15 protein-coding genes are annotated in these 17,969 nt (G+C 67.6%); 10 read left to right on the plus strand and 5 right to left on the minus strand.

Features of this window, described 5'->3' with window-relative positions; genetic code table 11:
* From AzCIB_RS06260 to dbpA, 5 genes are all read left to right on the plus strand, one after another.
* On the plus strand, positions 1-1,857 hold the full coding sequence (locus tag AzCIB_RS06260; protein WP_050415105.1) for a 2-oxoacid:acceptor oxidoreductase subunit alpha: 1,857 nt from the start codon (positions 1-3) through the stop codon (positions 1,855-1,857).
* Positions 1,854-2,909: a 2-oxoacid:ferredoxin oxidoreductase subunit beta gene (locus AzCIB_RS06265; protein WP_050415106.1), complete on the plus strand. Its 1,056-nt coding sequence runs from the start codon at positions 1,854-1,856 to the stop codon at positions 2,907-2,909. The genes AzCIB_RS06260 and AzCIB_RS06265 overlap by 4 nt, the downstream gene beginning before the upstream one ends.
* Before the next feature lie 141 nt (positions 2,910-3,050).
* Positions 3,051-4,223, plus strand: coding sequence for an alpha-hydroxy acid oxidase (locus AzCIB_RS06270; protein WP_232299373.1), 1,173 nt, complete (start codon positions 3,051-3,053; stop codon positions 4,221-4,223).
* A 125-nt stretch (positions 4,224-4,348) separates the two neighbouring features.
* Positions 4,349-4,840, plus strand: coding sequence for a hypothetical protein (locus tag AzCIB_RS06275; protein WP_050415107.1), 492 nt, complete (start codon positions 4,349-4,351; stop codon positions 4,838-4,840).
* Positions 4,841-4,854: 14 nt separating this feature from the next.
* The gene (dbpA, locus tag AzCIB_RS06280) at positions 4,855-6,333 is read left to right on the plus strand and encodes an ATP-dependent RNA helicase DbpA (protein ID WP_198149624.1); all 1,479 of its coding nucleotides are present in this window, start codon (positions 4,855-4,857) and stop codon (positions 6,331-6,333) included.
* Between the two features lie 6 nt (positions 6,334-6,339).
* Here dbpA and AzCIB_RS06285 read toward each other — a convergent pair whose 3' ends face one another.
* The 4 genes from AzCIB_RS06285 to edd form a co-directional block, all read right to left on the minus strand.
* Entirely contained in the window at positions 6,340-6,867 is a 528-nt protein-coding gene (locus AzCIB_RS06285; RefSeq protein WP_050415108.1) for a M48 metallopeptidase family protein, read from the minus strand.
* 145 nt (positions 6,868-7,012) lie between these two features.
* Positions 7,013-8,650, minus strand: a complete 1,638-nt coding sequence (locus AzCIB_RS06290; RefSeq protein WP_050415109.1) for an NADP-dependent glyceraldehyde-3-phosphate dehydrogenase — start codon at positions 8,648-8,650, stop codon at positions 7,013-7,015.
* Complete coding sequence (gene eda / locus AzCIB_RS06295) at positions 8,647-9,324, minus strand: bifunctional 4-hydroxy-2-oxoglutarate aldolase/2-dehydro-3-deoxy-phosphogluconate aldolase (protein ID WP_050415110.1); 678 nt, start codon at positions 9,322-9,324, stop codon at positions 8,647-8,649. The genes AzCIB_RS06290 and eda overlap by 4 nt, the downstream gene beginning before the upstream one ends.
* Positions 9,325-9,347: 23 nt before the next feature.
* Positions 9,348-11,195 (minus strand): phosphogluconate dehydratase, encoded by a 1,848-nt coding sequence (gene edd, locus AzCIB_RS06300; RefSeq protein ID WP_050415111.1) that lies wholly within the window; start codon positions 11,193-11,195, stop codon positions 9,348-9,350.
* Positions 11,196-11,556: 361 nt separating this feature from the next.
* On the opposite strand from edd, the gene zwf reads away from it, so the two are divergent.
* The 4 genes from zwf to pgi all read left to right on the plus strand — a co-directional run bounded on the left by zwf (position 11,557) and on the right by pgi (position 16,483).
* Complete coding sequence (gene zwf, locus AzCIB_RS06305) at positions 11,557-13,029, plus strand: glucose-6-phosphate dehydrogenase (RefSeq protein WP_050415112.1); 1,473 nt, start codon at positions 11,557-11,559, stop codon at positions 13,027-13,029.
* Between the two features lie 14 nt (positions 13,030-13,043).
* Complete coding sequence (gene pgl, locus AzCIB_RS06310) at positions 13,044-13,769, plus strand: 6-phosphogluconolactonase (protein ID WP_083446889.1); 726 nt, start codon at positions 13,044-13,046, stop codon at positions 13,767-13,769.
* A gap of 75 nt (positions 13,770-13,844) precedes the next feature.
* Positions 13,845-14,762: a transcriptional regulator HexR gene (gene hexR, locus AzCIB_RS06315; RefSeq protein WP_083446890.1), complete on the plus strand. Its 918-nt coding sequence runs from the start codon at positions 13,845-13,847 to the stop codon at positions 14,760-14,762.
* A gap of 83 nt (positions 14,763-14,845) precedes the next feature.
* Positions 14,846-16,483, plus strand: coding sequence for a glucose-6-phosphate isomerase (gene pgi, locus AzCIB_RS06320; protein ID WP_050415113.1), 1,638 nt, complete (start codon positions 14,846-14,848; stop codon positions 16,481-16,483).
* 231 nt (positions 16,484-16,714) lie between these two features.
* Here pgi and pip read toward each other — a convergent pair whose 3' ends face one another.
* Positions 16,715-17,698, minus strand: coding sequence for a prolyl aminopeptidase (pip, locus tag AzCIB_RS06325; RefSeq protein ID WP_050415114.1), 984 nt, complete (start codon positions 17,696-17,698; stop codon positions 16,715-16,717).
* Between the two features lie 189 nt (positions 17,699-17,887).
* On the opposite strand from pip, the gene pqqA reads away from it, so the two are divergent.
* Positions 17,888-17,962 (plus strand): pyrroloquinoline quinone precursor peptide PqqA, encoded by a 75-nt coding sequence (gene pqqA, locus AzCIB_RS24070; RefSeq protein WP_076601006.1) that lies wholly within the window; start codon positions 17,888-17,890, stop codon positions 17,960-17,962.
* Positions 17,963-17,969 lie beyond the last annotated feature (7 nt).

Consider the following 17,969-nt stretch of genomic DNA (forward strand, 5'->3'; position numbering starts at 1 on the left):
ATGAGTACCCCAGCGATCCAACACTGCAACGACTTCGTGATCAAGTTCGCGAACGTCAACGGCTCGGGCTCCGCCTCGGCCAACGAACTGTTCGCGCGCGCGATCATCCGCATGGGCGTGCCGGTCGCCCCGCGCAACATCTTCCCATCCAACATACAGGGCCTGCCCACCTGGTACGAGGTGCGCGTCACCGAAGCCGGGTGGCTCGGTGCTCGCGGCGGCTGCGACATGATGGTGGCGATGAACCCGCAGACGTGGGACCGCGACATCGCCGCGATCGAGCCGGGCGGCTATCTCTTCTACGACTCGACGAAGCCGCTTCCGCCGTCGAAATTCCGCGACGACATCACCGTGCTGGGCATTCCGCTCACCGCGATGTGCAACGAGGAATACGAGGACGCGCGCCAGCGCCAGCTGTTCAAGAACATCATGTACGTCGGTGCGCTGATCGCGCTGCTCGACATGGAGTTCGCCGCGGCCGAGCAGCTCATCGTCGACCGCTACCGCGGCAAGGACCAGCTCATCAAGGCCAACGTCAATGCGCTGCGCCTGGGCTACGACTACGCGAAGCAGCACCTGCCGTGTCCGATCGGGCTCAGGGTGAAGCGCGCCGATGCGGTGGGCGACCGCATCATGATCGACGGCAACAGCGCCTGCGGCCTCGGCGCGGTGTTCGGCGGCGCGACCGTCGCGGGCTGGTATCCGATCACGCCCTCGACCTCGGTCATCGAAGCCTTCTCGAGCTACTGCCGCAAGTTCCGCACCGACCCGGACAACGGCCGCGCGCGCTATGCGATCGTGCAGGCCGAGGACGAGCTTGCGTCGATCGGCATGGTCATCGGCGCCGGCTGGAACGGCGCGCGCGCCTTCACCGCGACCTCGGGTCCGGGCATCTCACTGATGCAGGAGTTCTTCGGCCTCGCGTACTTCGCCGAGATCCCCGCGGTGATCGTGGACGTGCAGCGCGGCAGCCCCTCGACCGGCATGCCCACGCGCACGCAGCAGTCGGATCTGCTCTCGTGCGCCTACGCCTCGCACGGCGACACGCGCCACGTGCTGCTCTTCCCCGAGGACGCATACGAGTGCTTCAGCCTCACCGCGCAGGCCTTCGATCTCGCCGAGCGGCTGCAGACGCCGGTGTTCGTGCTCTCCGATCTCGACATGGGCATGAACGAACAGCTGTGCGCGCCTTTCAACTGGGACGATAGCCGCCGCTACGACCGCGGCAAGCTCATGACCTACGACGAGCTCGAGGCTGGCAAGGACTTCGGCCGCTACCTCGACGTCGACGGCGACGGCATCCCGTACCGCACGATTCCGGGTACCCATCCGACCAAGGGTGCGTACTTCACGCGCGGCACGACGCGCAACCCGTACGCGAAGTACAGCGAGATCGGCACCGACTACGTGTACAACATGGAGCGCCTGCGCCGGAAGTTCAACACGGCCAAGGATCTCGTGCCCGCGCCGATCCTGAAGAAGGCGGAGCAGCCCACGCACGTGGGCGTCATCTACTACGGCTCCACGGCGCACGCGATGGCCGAGGCTGGCGCGAAGCTCGCGGCCGACGGCATCCACGTCGATACGCTGCGCGTGCGCGCCTTCCCCTTCAGCGACGAGGTGATGGAGTTCATCGCCGAGCGCGACGCGGTGTTCGTCGTCGAGCAGAACGAGAGCGCGCAGCTGCGCACGCTGCTGATCAACGAGGGCGAAATCGATCCGAAGAAGCTCGTGCGCGTGCTCCATTACGACGGGTCGCCGATCACCGCGCGCTTCATCGCCGGCAAGATCGCCGACGCCCTGACCGACCGCAAGATCAGTCCCATCGGACAACCCCAGCGCAAGGTGGCCTCATGACCTATCTCGCCAAACCCAAACTCCACAGCGCGGATGCGCCGCGCAACGCGCTCGGCTACACCCGACGCGACTACGAGGGCGCGATCTCGACGCTGTGCGCCGGCTGCGGCCACGACTCGATCAGCGCCTCCATCGTGCAGGCCTGCTTCGACCTCGACATCGAGCCGCACAAGGTCGCCAAGCTGTCCGGCATCGGCTGCTCGTCGAAGACGCCGGACTACTTCCTCGGCAACTCGCACGGCTTCAACTCGGTGCACGGGCGCATGCCCTCGGTGCTCACCGGTGCCGCGCTCGCGAATCGCAACCTGCTGTACCTGGGCGTGTCGGGCGACGGCGACTCGGCCTCGATCGGCATCGGCCAGTTCGCGCACGCGATGCGCCGCGGCGTGAACATGACCTACATCGTCGAGAACAACGGCGTGTACGGCCTCACCAAGGGACAGTTCTCCGCGACCGCCGACAAGGGCTCGAAGAGCAAGAAGGGCGTCATCAACAGCGACAGCCCGATCGACCTTGCCATGCTCGCGCTGCAGCTCGGTGCCACCTATGTCGCGCGCAGCTTCTCCGGCGACAAGGAGCAGCTCGTGCCGCTCATCAAGGGCGCGCTGCGCCACGGCGGGCCGGCCTTCATCGACGTCATCAGTCCGTGCGTGACCTTCAACAACCACGCGGGCTCGACCAAGAGCTACGACTACGTGCGCGAGCACAACGCGGCGGTGAACCGGCTCGACGTGATCCTGCCCAAGGCGCAGATCGAAGCGTCCTACCCGCCAGGCAGCCTGCGCCGCGTCGTGCAGCACGACGGCTCGATCCTGCACCTGCGCAAGGTGGGCGTCGACTACGATCCGTCGGACCGCATCGGTGCGATGAACCACCTGCAGGAGCGTCAGGCGCTGGGCGAGATCGTCACCGGTCTGCTGTACGTCGACAGCAGCGGGCAGGACATGCACACCCACCTCAACACCGTGGAGAAGTCGCTGAACCAGCTCGGCGATGCCTATCTGTGCCCCGGTAGCAAGGCACTCGAGGCGCTCAACGCGATGCTGCGCTGAAGCGACGGCGGCAGCACGACATCCCCGCGGGATTTGCATTCGCGGGGACTGTCCGTAACATGATGAACGGCTAGCCTGAGAAGTCCGCCTCCGGTATCGTGGGGCGGACTTCTTGCTTTGGAAACGGGCGCGGGAATGCCGATGCGCAAACTCTACCGGGGCCGCGATCCATATCGCGCCCAGAATATTGCCGAACTGCGCGCGATGGCCGCTGCGCGCATCCCCAACTTCTGCTTCGAATACCTCGAAGGCGGCGCGGACGACGAACTGACGCTGCGGCAGAACCGCGCGAGCTTCGATGCGATCAATTTCCAGCCTCGCACGCTGGTCGATGTGTCGGAGCGCGACCTCGGCTGCGATCTGTTCGGCGAGCGCATCGCGATGCCGGCGATCATCGCGCCGACCGGCTTCAACGGCCTGCTGTCGCACGAGGGCGACCTGATGCTCGCCGAGGTCGCGCGGGATGCCGGCATTCCGATGTGCCAGAGCATGGTGTCGACGGTGTCGCTGGAGCGTGTCGTGGCGAGCGGCGTGCGCCACTGGATGCAGATCTACCCGTTCAAGGATCGCGAGAACCTCGCCGGCGTCGTCAAGCGTGCCGAAGTTGCGGGCTCCGAGGCGATCGTGCTGACGACCGACGTCGCCGCCTTCGGCAACCGCGAATGGGACCGGCGCAACTACCGGGCGCCGATGAAGCTCAACCTCGACAACATGGTCGACGTCGCGACGCGCTGGCGCTGGCTGTTCGATGTTCTGATCCCGCACGGCATGCCGCGCTTCCGCAACCTGGGCGACTTCCTGCCGCCGGGGCAGGACAGCGCGCGCAACGCGGCGACCTTCCTGTCGACCCAGATGGACCCGTCGCTGAACTGGGACGACGTCGCGTGGCTGCGCGACCTGTGGCCGCGCAAGCTGATCGTGAAGGGCATCCTGCGGCCGGACGACGCCGAACGTGCGAAGCAGTTGGGTGTGGACGGGCTGGTCATCACGAACCACGGCGGGCGGCAGCTCGACACCTGCGTGGCGCCGATCGAGGTGCTGCCGGAGATCCGCGAGGCGGTCGGGCCGGACATGACGCTGATCATCGACAGCGGCCTGCGCCGCGGCAGCGATTTCGTGAAGGCGCGCGCGCTCGGTGCCGACGCGGCGATGTCGGGGCGCGCGACGCTGTATGGCCTCGCTGCGGCGGGCAAGCCCGGTGTGGCGCGGGCGTTGGAGATCCTGCGTTCGGAGATCGACCGCACGCTGGCGCTCCTCGGCTGCCCGGTGTTGACGCGTCTCGGGCCGGATTGCGTGCGCCTGCCGCTGCGCTGAGGGGGCGCACGCGGCGGGACGCATGCGGCGCCCCGCAACTTATTGGCGTCGCGCACTCTCCGAACGCTACACTCTCGCCCTTGGCGGAATTTTCAGCATTTCCCGCAGCTTCTCAAAGGTATTCGATGCACCCGCTTCACGATATTGACGCTCTCCTGTTGCTCGCCCTGGCGCTCGCTTCGAAGCGGCGCCCGGCCGAGCTTGCCGAAGCCGTCGCGGCAGTCGATCTGCTGCAGGGGGCCATCCCGTCCGAGGCGAAGCTGGCCGAGTCGTTCCAGCGCCTGTCGACGAACGGCCTCATCTGCGCGGAGGAGGGGCGCTTCGCGCTGAGCACGGCGTCGCAGGCGATCGTCACCGGCTTGCCGAAGAAGGCGGATACGGCCGAGCGGATCTTCGAAGTCCGGCAGCGGCTCGCCGCGCATGTCGCGCAGGGCGAGCAGGCCGAGGTCATGCCGACCATCGAGCAACTGAGCGCTGCAATCCTTGCACACCGCGCTTCGGGGCAGGGGGCGGGCAAGAACCTGCTGATGCCCAAGCCCAAGACCCCCGAACCCGAAAAGAAGCGCGCGGGGCACTGGCGCAAGCCGGCCAGCGCGGCGCGTCGGCGCAAGGGCTGAGGCGGAAGGTGAGCATGAGCGAAGCGATCCCGCCGCAGGCGGACCCGGCCGCCCCGGACCCGACCCCGGCTGCGCTGGGTCCAACCCCGGCTGCGCTGGGACCAGCCCTCGCCGGACGGTCGTTCGGCGAGCTGCCGCTGTCGCCCGCGCTGCTGGCCACGCTGGAGCAGCTCGAATACCGGACGATGACGCCGATCCAGGCGGCGAGCCTGCCGTTGGCGCTCGCCGGCCACGACCTCATCGCGCAGGCCAAGACCGGCAGCGGCAAGACCGCGGCCTTCGCGCTGACACTGCTCACCAACCTGAATCCGCGCCGCTTCGCGGTGCAGGCGATGGTGCTGTGCCCGACGCGCGAGCTGGCCGACCAGGTGACGCAGGAGATCCGCCGTCTCGCGCGCGCCGAAGACAACATCAAGATCCTTGCGCTGTGCGGGGGCACGACCATGCGTCCGCAACGGGCGAGCCTGGAGCATGGCGCGCACATCGTCGTCGGCACGCCGGGGCGCATCATGGATCACCTCGATCGCGGCAGCCTCAAGCTGGATGCGCTCAACACGCTGGTGCTCGACGAAGCGGATCGCATGCTGGACATGGGCTTCTACGACGACATCGCATTCGTCGCCAGCCAGTGCCCGGTGCGGCGCCAGACCTTGCTGTTCTCGGCGACCTATCCCGAGGGGATCGAGAGGTTGGCGCAGCAGTTCCTGCGCAATCCCCAGGAAGTGAAGCTGCTGGAGCAGCACGAAGGCAGCAAGATCCGTCAGCGCTTCTACGAGATCAAGCACGACGAGCGCCTGCAGGCTGTGGGCACGCTGCTCAAGCACTATCGCCCGGTCAGCACGCTGGCGTTCTGCAACACGAAGCAGCAGTGTCGGGAACTGGTGGAGGTTCTGCACAAGCAGGGCTTCCATGCGCTGACGCTGAACGGTGACCTCGAACAGCGCGAGCGCGACCAGGTGCTGATCCAGTTCGCCAACCGCAGCTGCTCGGTGCTGGTCGCGACCGACGTGGCGGCGCGCGGTCTCGACATCGCGCAACTCGAAGCGGTGATCAACGTCGACGTCACGCCGGATCCCGAAGTCCACATCCACCGCATCGGTCGCACTGGCCGCGCCGACGAGGATGGCTGGGCGCTGACGCTGTGCAGCCCGGCCGACAAGCGCCGCGTGGCGACCATCGCGCAGATGATGGGCAGCGAACCGGAGTGGCACGGCCTGGGTTCCCTGCAGGGCGGGGACGATTCGCCGCTGGTGCCGCCGATGGTGACGCTGCAGATCCTCGGCGGGCGCAAGGACAAGATCCGGCCCGGTGACGTGCTCGGCGCGCTGACGGGCGAGGCCGGTTTCACGCGCGAGCAGGTCGGCAAGATCACCGTGACCGACCAGACGACCTACGTCGCGGTCGTGCGCGACATCGCGCGCGAAGCCGCGCGCCGGCTGTCCGCGGGCAGGCTCAAGGGCAAGCCGGTGAAGGTGCGCGCGCTGGCCGACTGATCGTCGTCAGGCTGCGGCCGACCACAGCGGCCGGCCGGTGGCGTCGAGGTGGCACAGGTAGGTGCGTACATCGAACTCCAGCTGATGGTAGTCCGGTTCCATATGGCAGCACAGCTGGTAGAAGGCCTTGTCGTGCTCGCGCTCGCGGATGTGCGCGAGCTCATGCACGACGATCATGCGCAGGAAGGCCTCCGGCATGTCGCGGAAGACGGTCGCGACGCGGATCTCGCACTTCGACTTGAGCTTTGCGCCTTGTACGCGCGCGATGCGCGTGTGGGTGCCGAGGGCGTGCTGGATGACCTGCAGCTTGCTGTCGAAGGCGACCTTGCTCAACTGCCCGGCATTGCGCAGGTACCCGCCCTTGATGTCCTGCACGTAGTCGTACAGCGCCTTGTCGGTGCGCACGCCGTGGGCTTGCGGGTACTTGCGCAGCAGCAGTTCGGCGAGCCGCTCCTGCCCGATCAGGTCGCGGACCTGGGCGGCAAGGGCGGGCGGGTAGCCGGCAAGATAATCGGGAGCGGTTCGGGGACGCATGGGCGGATCGGGTGTCGCGAAGGCGCGATTGTACCGGTGGCGCGATCGTGTGCCCGCACCGGTGGGTCAGAATTGTCCGGCGTGAAAAACGGGCCGGTATCGGACCGCAGAGCGGTGATCCCGGCCCGGGGGCGAACGCGGTCGCTTACAGGATGAAGCGCGTGTTCACGAAGTTCGACTTGTTGCCGAGCACGATGCTGTCGAGGAGCTTCTTCGACGCCTCGGTCTGCTTCGCTGCGACCATCGTGCGGATCGAGAACGCGCGCAGTGCGTCATGCACCGACAGCGTGCCTTCGGCCGAATCCTTGCGCCCCGTGAAGGGGAAAACGTCAGGGCCCCTCTGGCACTGGGCGTTGAGGTTCACGCGGCACACCTGATTGACGAGCGGATCGACGAGATTCGCGATCTGGCCCGGGTTGGTGCCGAAGATCGAGACCTGCTGGCCGTGGTCGGAGCTGATCACGTAGTCGAGCGCGGTTTCGATGTCCTCGAAGGGCGCGACCGGGATCACCGGGCCGAACTGCTCCTCGCGGTAGAGCTTCATGCCATCTTTCACCGGGAACACCACGGCCGGGTAGAACAGCGTCTCGACCGACGCGCCGCCATTCTCGTTCAACACCTTCGCGCCCTTCGCGATGGCATCGGCGATGCACTCGTTCATGTAGCCGACGTTCGCCATCTCGGGCAGCGGGGTGATCGTCACGCCCTTTTCCCACGGCATGCCGATCTTCAACTTGCCGATCTCCTCGCTGAAGCGGCGCAGGAACTGGTCGGCAATCGCCTGATGCACAAGGATCATCTTGATCGCGGTGCAGCGCTGGCCGTTGAAGGACAAGGTGCCCGCGATGCACTCCTTGACCGTGAGTTCGATGTCCGCGTCCGGCAGGATGATCGCTGCGTTCTTGGCTTCGAGGCCCAGCACCGCGCGCAGGCGGTTGGTCTTCGGATGCGCCTTCTTCAACTGGTCCGCGACCTTGCTGGAGCCGATCAGCGCCAGCACATTGACCTTCCCCGAGCTCATGATGTGCGGCACGACGACATGGCCCTCGCCATACACGATGTTGATCACGCCCGCCGGGAAGGCGCTGCGGAAGGCCTCCAGCATCGGGTAGTACAGCAACACGCCGAAGCGCGGCGGCTTGAAGAGCACGACGTTGCCCATGATCAGCGCCGGGATCAGCGTTGTGAAGGTCTCGTTCATCGGGTAGTTGTACGGGCCCATGCACAGCACGATGCCGAGCGGCGAGCGGCGGATCTGCGCGATCGTGCCGTCGACGATCTGGAAGCGCGAGTTCGCGTTGTCGAGGTTCTTCAGCTCGGCGATGGTCGCCTTGATGTAGTCGATCGTGCGGTCGAACTCCTTCTCCGAGTCCGTGAGGCTCTTGCCGATCTCCCACATGATCAGGTTCACGATCTCTTGCCGGTGCGCGAGGATCTGGTTGGTGAAGTTCTCGACGCAGGCGATGCGTTCGGCGACCGGCATCGTCGGCCACTGGCCGCGGCCGTTGTCATACGCGGCGACCGCGGCGGCGATCGCGGCATCGGCTTCGGCGGTGCCGGTGACGGGGAAGCTGCCCAGTTCGACGTGCGTCAGGCTGCCATCGGCGGCGCGCAGCGCGACCGGGGAGTAGACCGGATGGGTCTCGCCCTTCCAGATCTGCATCGCGCCATTGAGCAGGATCGCGCGCTGGTGCAGCGGCGCGAGGATGCGGCATTCGGCGGGAACGTCGGATTCGGTGGGGAACAGGGCATGCAGGCGGGCCTGGATGGGGGGGACGTTCATGAGTGTCTCTCTCTCGATCGATCTCGTTGTCTCGATGCGGTAGCAGCTCCGGGCGGGCGAAGCGCCGCAGCGGCACGGGCGAGGTCGGTGATCGCCGCCCAGTCGCCGGCGCGCACACGGTCGCCGGGGGTGAGCCACGATCCGCCGACGCATGCGACGTTGGGCAACGCGAGGAAATTCGGCGCGCTGGCGGCGTCGATGCCGCCGGTGGGGCAGAAGCGCACCTGCGGGAAGGGGCCGCCCAGTGCCTTGAGCATGCCGATGCCGCCCGCCTGCGCCGCGGGGAAGAACTTCATCGCAGTGTAGCCGGCCGCGAGCGCGTTGATCACCTCCGACGGCGTCATCACGCCGGGCAGCAGCGGGATTGCGGATTCGCGCCCGGCGCGCAGCAGCTCGGGCGAGGCGCCCGGGCTCACGGCGAACACAGCACCGGCTTCGGCCGCGGCGGCGAGATCGGCCGGCGTGACGACGGTGCCGACGCCGACGATCGCATCGGGGACTTCGGCGCGGATCGCGCGCACGCTCTCGAGCGCCGCGGCGGTGCGCAGCGTCACCTCCAGCACGCGGATGCCGCCGGCGACCAGCGCGCGGGCGAGCGGCACCGCATCGGCGACCTTGTCGAGGACGATCACCGGCATGACGGGGCTGGCGGCGAGCAGGGCGTTGATTTCCATGCGGGGGCTCTCCGGTGTCGGGTTCAGGCCGCCGGTAGCGGGCCGGGCAGGGTCGAGCCGAAGGTGCTGGCGCCCTGTTCGGCGCCGCTCGCGTTGGCTCGGGCATTGAAGAAGAGTTCGCGGCCGGTGCCGTGCTGGTTCGCGTCGAGGTTTTCCGTCGCGACCTCCCGCGCATCCCATTCGGCCGCGTCGACCAGCGCTGCGAGCGTGCCGGCCTCCGCATCGACGCGGATCACGTCGCCGTCGCGCACCTTGGCGAGCGGTCCGCCAGCGAGGCATTCCGGTGTGACGTGGATCGCTGCCGGCACCTTGCCCGAAGCGCCTGACATGCGCCCGTCGGTCACCAGCGCGACGTGGTAGCCCTGGTCCTGCAGCACGCCGAGTGCCGGCGTCAGCTTGTGCAGTTCCGGCATGCCATTCGCCCGCGGCCCCTGGAAGCGCACCACGGCGACGAAGTCGCGCGTCAGTTCGCCCCGCTTGAAGGCCGCCATCAGGTCGTCCTGGCCGTTGAACACGATCGCCGGCGCTTCGACGACGCGGTGCTCCGGTTTCACCGCGGACACCTTGATCACCGCACGGCCGAGATTTCCCTGCAGCAGCTTCAGGCCGCCGTCGGCGCTGAACGGTTCGGCGGCCGTGCGCAGCACCGTCGTGTCGAGGCTTTGCGCGACGGCCCCGCGCCACGCGACGCGTCCGTCGTCCAGCCACGGTTCCTCGGTGTAACGCTGGAGCCCTTCGCCCATCACGGTCGTGACGTCACCGTGCAGCAGGCCGGCGCCGAGCAGTTCGCGGATCAGGAAGCCCATGCCGCCGGCCGCGTGGAAGTGGTTCACGTCGGCGCTGCCGTTCGGGTAGATGCGCGTGAGCAGCGGCACAGCGGCGGAAAGCTCGTCGAAGTCGTTCCAGTCGATGTAGATGCCGGCCGCCGCGGCGATCGCGACGAGGTGGATCGTGTGGTTGGTCGAGCCGCCGGTCACGAGCAGGCCGACGATCGCGTTGGCGATCGTGCGCTCGTCCACCACCTGCGCGATCGGGATGTACTCGTTGCCCAGGCGCGTGATGTGGGCCAGGCGCTGCGCGGCTGCGCGCGTCAGGCCGTCGCGCAGCGCGGTGCCCGGATTCACGAAGGCCGCGCCGGGCAGGTGCAGGCCCATCACCTCCATCAGCATCTGGTTGCTGTTCGCGGTGCCGTAGAAGGTGCACGTGCCGGGGCCGTGGTAGGCCGCCATCTCGGATGCCAGCAGCTCCTCGCGCGTCGCAAGACCCTGCGCGAAGTTCTGGCGCACGCGCGCCTTTTCGTCGTTGCCGATGCCGGTGGTCATCGGGCCGGCCGGCACGAAGATGGTCGGCAGGTGGCCGAACTGCAGCGCGCCGATCAGCAGACCGGGCACGATCTTGTCGCATACGCCCAGGCACAGCGCGCCGTCGAAGACGTTGTGCGACAGCGCCACGGCCGTCGCCATCGCGATCACGTCGCGCGAGAAGAGGGACAGCTCCATGCCGGCCTCGCCCTGCGTGACGCCATCGCACATCGCCGGCACGCCGCCTGCGAACTGCGCGACCGCGCCGGCACCGCGTGCCGCGTCCTTGATCAGCGCCGGCATGCGCTCCAAAGGCTGGTGCGCGGAGAGCATGTCGTTATAGGCGGATACGATCCCCAGGTTCGGCAGACGTGCCTGGCGCAGCACGAGCTTGTCGTTCGCTTCAAACGCCGCGTACGCATGGGCCTGGTTGGCGCAGGACACGTGCATGCGTGCCGTGCCGGCGGCGCGGGTTGCGGCATCGACGCGCAGGAGATACGCAGCGCGCGATGCGGCGCTGCGGGCGCGGATGCGGTCGGTGACGCGGGCGAGGATGGGGCTGAGGGACATGCGGCCTCCTTCGTGTCGTGGCGTCGCCCGAAGGCTTGCATGGAGCGTCCTGGCGAATCGCCTTGATACAAGTGTAGATTTGCTACATTTGGAAAGGCAAGTCTCTTTTTGCAAGAAACGCCTGATCCCGTTGCGCCGCAACTCACGCCAAGCGCAAGACGCTCGTATTTCCTTTCATACGCTGAATTGCAGCGGCGTTTGCGGGGATTTTAGACTCCATGTTGAAACAAGAATAGCTTACAAGATCGTGTTGACTTGCTACGTTCCGCTGCCTTTAATTGGCTGTAGATTTACTACCGACTTGTTCCGGCAGCCCGGAAAGGCGGCGTACCGACCCGAACAAACCGACGAGGCGAAAAAAGTGATCCCTCTTGAAGCGTTCGACCTGGTCCTCTTCGGAGGTAGCGGCGACCTCGCGATGCGAAAACTGCTGCCTGCGCTGTATTACCGTCACCGCGACAGCGTCGCCGACGGCGAGCGCTCGCGTTGGCGCATCGTCGGCATCGCGCGGGAAGATCTCACCCGTGAGGCCTATATCGCGAAAGTCGAAGCCCACGCGCGAAAGTTCGTGGCCGCGCACGATTTTGACGCCGATGCCTGGGCCGCCTTCGCATCCACGATCGACTATGTGCGGCTCGACGCCCGCGAGGCGGGCGACTACGGACGCCTGGGCGCGGCGCTCGCCGACAACCCCGCGCGCGTGCGCGTGTTCTATCTGGCGACCGCACCCGGCCTCTTCGCGTCGACCTGCGAAAACCTCGGCGCCGCCGGTCTCGTCACCGCGGACAGCCGCGTCGTGCTGGAAAAGCCGCTTGGGCGCGATCTTGATTCCGCGCGCGAGATCAACGCGCACGTCGGCGCGATCTTCAAGGAAGAGCAGATCTACCGCATCGATCATTACCTCGGTAAGGAAACGGTGCAGAACCTGATCGCGCTGCGCTTCGGCAACACGCTGTTCGAGCCGCTGTGGAGCCGCGGCTGTGTGCGCGACGTGCAGATCTCGCTGGCCGAGACCGTCGGCGTCGAAGGGCGCGGCGAGTTCTACGACAACACCGGTGCATTGCGCGACATGGTGCAGAACCACCTGCTGCAGCTGCTGTGCATCGTCGCGATGGAGCCGCCGGCGAACATCGACCCCGATGCGATGCGCGACGAGAAGCTCAAGGTGCTGCGCGCGCTGCGCGCGATGACGCCCGAGGACGTCGCCACCCGCACCGTGCGCGGCCAGTACCGCGCCGGCGCGGTCGACGGCCGCCCGGTGCCGGGCTATCTCGAGGAGCCGGGTATCGCGCCGAACAGCCGCACCGAGACCTTCGTTGCGCTGAAGGCCGAACTCAACAACTGGCGCTGGGCCGGCGTGCCGTTCTACCTGCGCACCGGCAAGCGCATGCAGGAGCGCCTCGCCGAGATCGTCGTCAATTTCCGCGACGTGCCGCATGCGCTGTTCCCCTCGCTGTCGGGCGAGCGCGTGCCGAACCGGCTCGTGATCCGCCTGCAGCCCGACGAGGGCCTGGAACTGCACCTGATGGCCAAGGTGCCGGGCGACGAAATGCGCCTGCGGCCGGTCGCCCTCAACCTCGACTTCGCGGACACCTACCACGGCCGCCAGTGGGACGCCTACGAACGCCTGCTGATGGACGTCATCCGCGGCAAGCTCACGCTGTTCATGCGGCGCGACGAACTCGACGCCGCGTGGCGCTGGGTCGAACCCATCCTCGACGGCTGGGAGCAGGATTCCACGCCGCCGCGGCCTTACACCGCGGGCACATGGGGGCCGGCCGCCTCCAGCGCGCTGGTGGGGCGCGACGGTCTCGCGTGGCGGCAGGACTCCTGACGAGGGCACTCGCGATGGATCCGGATCACGCGCTCGATCTCCCGCGCCACGTCGCGCAGGACGTCTTCCCCGACCCGGCGACGATGTCCGCGGCGCTGGCCGACCGCGTCGCCGCGATGCTGCGCCACGCGATCGGCCAGCGCGGGCGTGCGAGCCTCGTCGTTTCCGGCGGGCGCAGCCCGGTGCCCTTCCTGCGCGCCCTCGGTCAACGAGCGCTCGACTGGTCGCGTGTCACGGTTACGCTCGCCGACGAGCGTTGGGTGCCGGCGAACCATCCCGACAGCAACGCCGGCCTCGTGATCGCAAACCTGCTGCAGGGGCCGGCCGCGGAAGCGCGCTTCGTGCCGCTGTATGGCGGCGAGAACGCGCCCGGGGACGGGCTCGCCGCGTGCGCGGCGCGGCTCGGCGAGATTCAACGCCCGTTCGACGTCGTCGTGCTGGGCATGGGGGACGACGGGCATTTCGCCTCGATCTTCCCCGGCATCCCGAGGCTGGCCGAGTTGCTGTCGGAGTCCGGCCCCGTGCTCGCGGCAACCGTCCCGCCCACCGCGCCGCATGCGCGCATGACGCTGGGACTTTCCGCGTTGCTCGATTCGCGCCGGATTCTGCTGCCGATCACCGGCGTCGCGAAGCGCACCGTGATCGAGGCCGCGGCGGGCGGACACGAAAATTTGCCGATTGCCACACTTCTGCGACAACGGCGCACGCCGATGCATGTATTCTTCTGCCCCTCCACGTGACATGCGGATGGGCTAGGCTTCCGAACCCGGGGAGCGGCGCACGAAGCCGTGCGACACTGGAGCCAGGCGACTGAAATGGAAAACCAACGGATCATCAAATTCCCCGGCGACGGTCCGGACGAGACGGTCGCCCGTCGGGCGAGTCCGCTGCTCGCCCGCATCGAAGCCTCCTTCGACGAGTTGCGCAAGTCCGAACGCGCCGTCGCGGAATTCGTACTCGCGCATCCGAACGAGGTGCTCAGCATCTCCATCGCCGAACTCGCCTGCCGCGTGGGCGTCAGCCAGCCCACCGTCGCGCGCTTCGTCAATGCGCTCGGCTACACCGGCTTCAAGGATTTCAAGCTTCGCCTTGCGCAGAGCCTCGCGAGTGGCGTGGCCTATGTACACCGCGACGTCGGCCCCGACGACTCGCTCGACGAGGTCGCGCCCAAGGTGTTCAACCGCACCATCGGCGTATTGATCAGCGTGCGCAACCAGTTCGACGCCGTGCGCCTCAAGCGTGCGGTCGAGCTCATCACACGCGCGGGCCGCATGGAGTTTTACGGCATTGGCAATTCGGGTATCGTCGCAAGTGATGCGCAGCACAAGTTCTTCCGCTTCGGCATACCGTCCGTCGCCTACAGCGATCCGCATACCCAGGGTATGGCCGCGACCCTGCTGGAGGAGGGCGACGTCGTCGTCGCGATCTCCGCGAGCGGGCGCACGCCCGAGATCATCCGCGCGTGCGAACTGGCGCGCGAGGCCGGTGCCGAGGTGATCGCGATCACCGCCAGCGGCTCGCCGCTCGCCCGCGCGGCGACAGTGCTGCTCGCCGCCGACGTGCCGGAAGACCCCGACGTCTACGCCCCGATGACCTCGCGCATCGCGCATCTGGCGATCATCGACGTGCTGTCGGTGAGCGTCGCGCTCGTAAGCGGCCCCGAACTCATCAAGCGCCTCGAGCGCACCAAGCAGACCCTGCGCGACAAACGCATCCGCGGATTCGAATCCTGAAGATGAAACAACCCCCACGCTCACTTCATTCGCTGCCGCCCGAGAAGGCGGAGGCCTCCCTTGGGGCGGCCCGGCGGGAGACCATGACCTCACTGACGAATTCCAACGCCTGGCGTGCGCTTGCCGCGCATCGTGATGAGCTCGGCGAGCAGCACCTGCGCAATCTCTTCGCTGCGGACGAAGGCCGCTTCGAGCGCTTCTCGCTGCGAGGTGCAGACCTCTTCCTCGACTACTCGAAGAACCGCATCGTGCCGCGCACGCTGGAGCTGCTCACCGCGCTCGCGCGTGACCGCGGCCTCGAAGCCGCACGTGCCGCAATGTTCGCGGGCCGTCGCATCAACACCACCGAAGACCGCGCCGTCCTGCACGTCGCGCTGCGCAACCGCAGCGATGCGCCGGTCGAGCTCGACGGCCGCGACGTGATGCCTGCGGTGCGTGAGGTGCTCGCACGCATGGGCGACTTCGCCGAGGGGGTGCGCGAAGGTCGCTGGCGCGGCTACACCCGCGAAACGATCACTGACATCGTCAACATCGGCATCGGCGGCTCCGACCTCGGCCCCGCGATGGCCTGCCAGGCGCTCGCCGCCTGCGGTCACGAGCATTTGACGATGCACTTCGTCTCCAACATCGACGGCGACCATCTCGCCGGCGTGCTCGCGAAGGTGAAGCCCTCGCGCACGCTCTTCATCGTCGCCTCCAAGACCTTCACGACCATCGAGACGATGACCAACGCCGCCAGCGCGCGCGCGTGGTTCCTCGCCAACGGCGGCACCGAGGCGATGATCGCGAAGCACTTCGTCGCGGTGTCGACCAACGCCGAGCGGGTGGCGGCCTTCGGCATCGACACCGCCAACATGTTCGGCTTCTGGGACTGGGTCGGCGGGCGTTACTCGATGTGGTCGGCCGTGGGCTTGCCGATCGCGCTGTACATCGGCCGCGAGAACTTCGAGGCGATGCTCGACGGCGCACATGCGATGGACCGCCACTTCGTCGAGGCCCCGCTCGAAGCGAACATGCCGGTCGTGATGGGTCTGCTGGGCGTGTGGTACCGCGGCTTCTTCGGCGCATCGAGCCTCTCGATCGCGCCCTATGCGCAGGCGCTCGCGCGGGTGCCGGCCTACCTGCAGCAGCTCGAGATGGAGAGCAACGGCAAGTCCGTGACATGCGACGGCAAGCCGGTCGAAACCGCGACCTGCCCGGTAATCTGGGGCGAGCCCGGCACCAATGGCCAGCACGCCTTTTTCCAGTTGCTGCACCAGGGCACCGACCTGATTCCGGTGGACTTCATCGCGCCGCTCGCAGCGAGCCACGGACTCCCCGATCATCATCGCCTGCTCCTCGCGAACTGCATCGCGCAGAGCAAGGCGCTGATGGTCGGCAAGACGGCCGACGAGGTGCGCGCCGAGCTCGCGGCCGGTGGCCTGACGGGCGAGGCGCTGGAGGCGCTGGTGCCGCATCGCGTCTTCCCCGGCAACCGCCCGAGCAACACGCTGCTGCTGCCCGACCTGTCGCCGCGCTCGTTCGGCGCGCTGATCGCTCTCTACGAGCACAAGGTGTTCGTGCAGAGCATCATCTGGGGCATCAACGCCTTTGACCAGTGGGGCGTGGAACTGGGCAAGCAGATCGCGACCCGTATCGCCGGCGAGCTCGCCGGCGGGGCCCGCGGCGAGCATGATGCATCGACGCAAGGGTTGATCGCCGCCGTGCGCGCGGCGCGCTGATAGCACGGGTCCGAAGGGGCGGGAGGCGCCGATCCCGTTACGGCGTTCGCACGGTTGCGTAGGGCGGGAGGAGCCGAAGGCCGAACGTGTCAACTGAGCCGCCACGCGGCGGTCGGGCGGATTCCGGCGGCTGGATTGGCGGGATACGCTGCGCTGCTCCCGCCCTACGAATTCGACCAATCATCGCAGTATCAACGGTGACGCGCCGGGGCCGCCGCCCTCACGATCCCTTCATTCGCTGGGCTCCAGAAAGTGCGCCGCCGCGTCGACCAGCGCCTGCTGCATCGACGCCGCGAAGGGATTGTGCCCGGCGTCGGGGACGATCCGTAGCCGGCTCCCCGGCACGGCGCGATGCAGGCGCCGGGCGTTCTCGGCCCGGCAGACGAGATCCTTCGCCCCGTGAAGGATGGTGACCGGCAGGGAGCCGAGCGTCGCGGCGAGTTCGAGGAGGCGCGTCTCGCCGAGGAAACACGCGTGGCGCAGGTAATGCGCCTGCACCCGATACTTCGCGAGCAGCGCCGTCTGCGTGTCCACGTCCGGAAACTCGGGCGGCGGGGCAGGGGAGCCGCCGTCCAGCGTCGCCTCCCATTGCATCCAGCGGCGCACCGCTTCGGCTGCGACCATCACATCCGGTCCGACTACGGCATCGAATAGGCGCTCCGCGAGCGCCCGCTGCCGATCGCCGGGCGCCGCCCGGTCGAACTCCTGCCATGTCTGCGTGAACAGTCCGCCGGCGCCGCCAAAGAACCACTCCAGGTCCGCTGGGCCTGTCAGGAAGATGCCGCGCAGAATCGCGCCGAGACAGGCTTCCCGATGCGCCGCCGCATACGCGATCGCGAGCGCAGCACCCCAGGAGCCGCCCGTGACCAGCCAGCGCTCCACCCCCAGGTGCCGGCGCAGCCGCTCGATGTCGGCGACGAGATCGTCCGTGGTGTTGTGTGCGCATTCCCCGCGCGGCGTGCTGCGTCCGCAGCCGCGCTGGTCGAAGAGCACGATGCGGAAGCGCGCGGGGTCGAACAGCTGCCGCATGCGCGGCGAACACCCGCTGCCCGGGCCGCCGTGCAGCACGACCAAGGGAAGGCCATGCGGATTCCCGCACTGCTCGAAGTAGATCGAATGTCCTCCACCCACCGGGAGCCACCCGCGTTGCCACGGCTCGATGGCCGGGTAGGGCGGCGATGGCGTGGGATCGAGGGACGTATCGGTGGCTTGCATGCGCTCGATCCTAACGCAATCCGCGAGGCGGGCGCAGACGGCCCGACGCGCATCTCATGAAAATCGCTAGGTGAACTTCCCCACTTTTGTGATGTGCGTTCAGCGGCGGCGGTGCATCCTGTGCTCCGGCTCGGCAATAAGGCCGCGGTCGCTTCCTCGAACCACGACAGACGACACAGGAGACACATCATGAAATGGGAAACCCCCTCGGCTTGCGATTTCCGCTTCGGCTTTGAAATCACGATGTACATCGCGACGCGTTGAGCGTCCC

Source organism: Azoarcus sp. CIB (assembly GCF_001190925.1).
GTDB lineage: Bacteria > Pseudomonadota > Gammaproteobacteria > Burkholderiales > Rhodocyclaceae > Aromatoleum.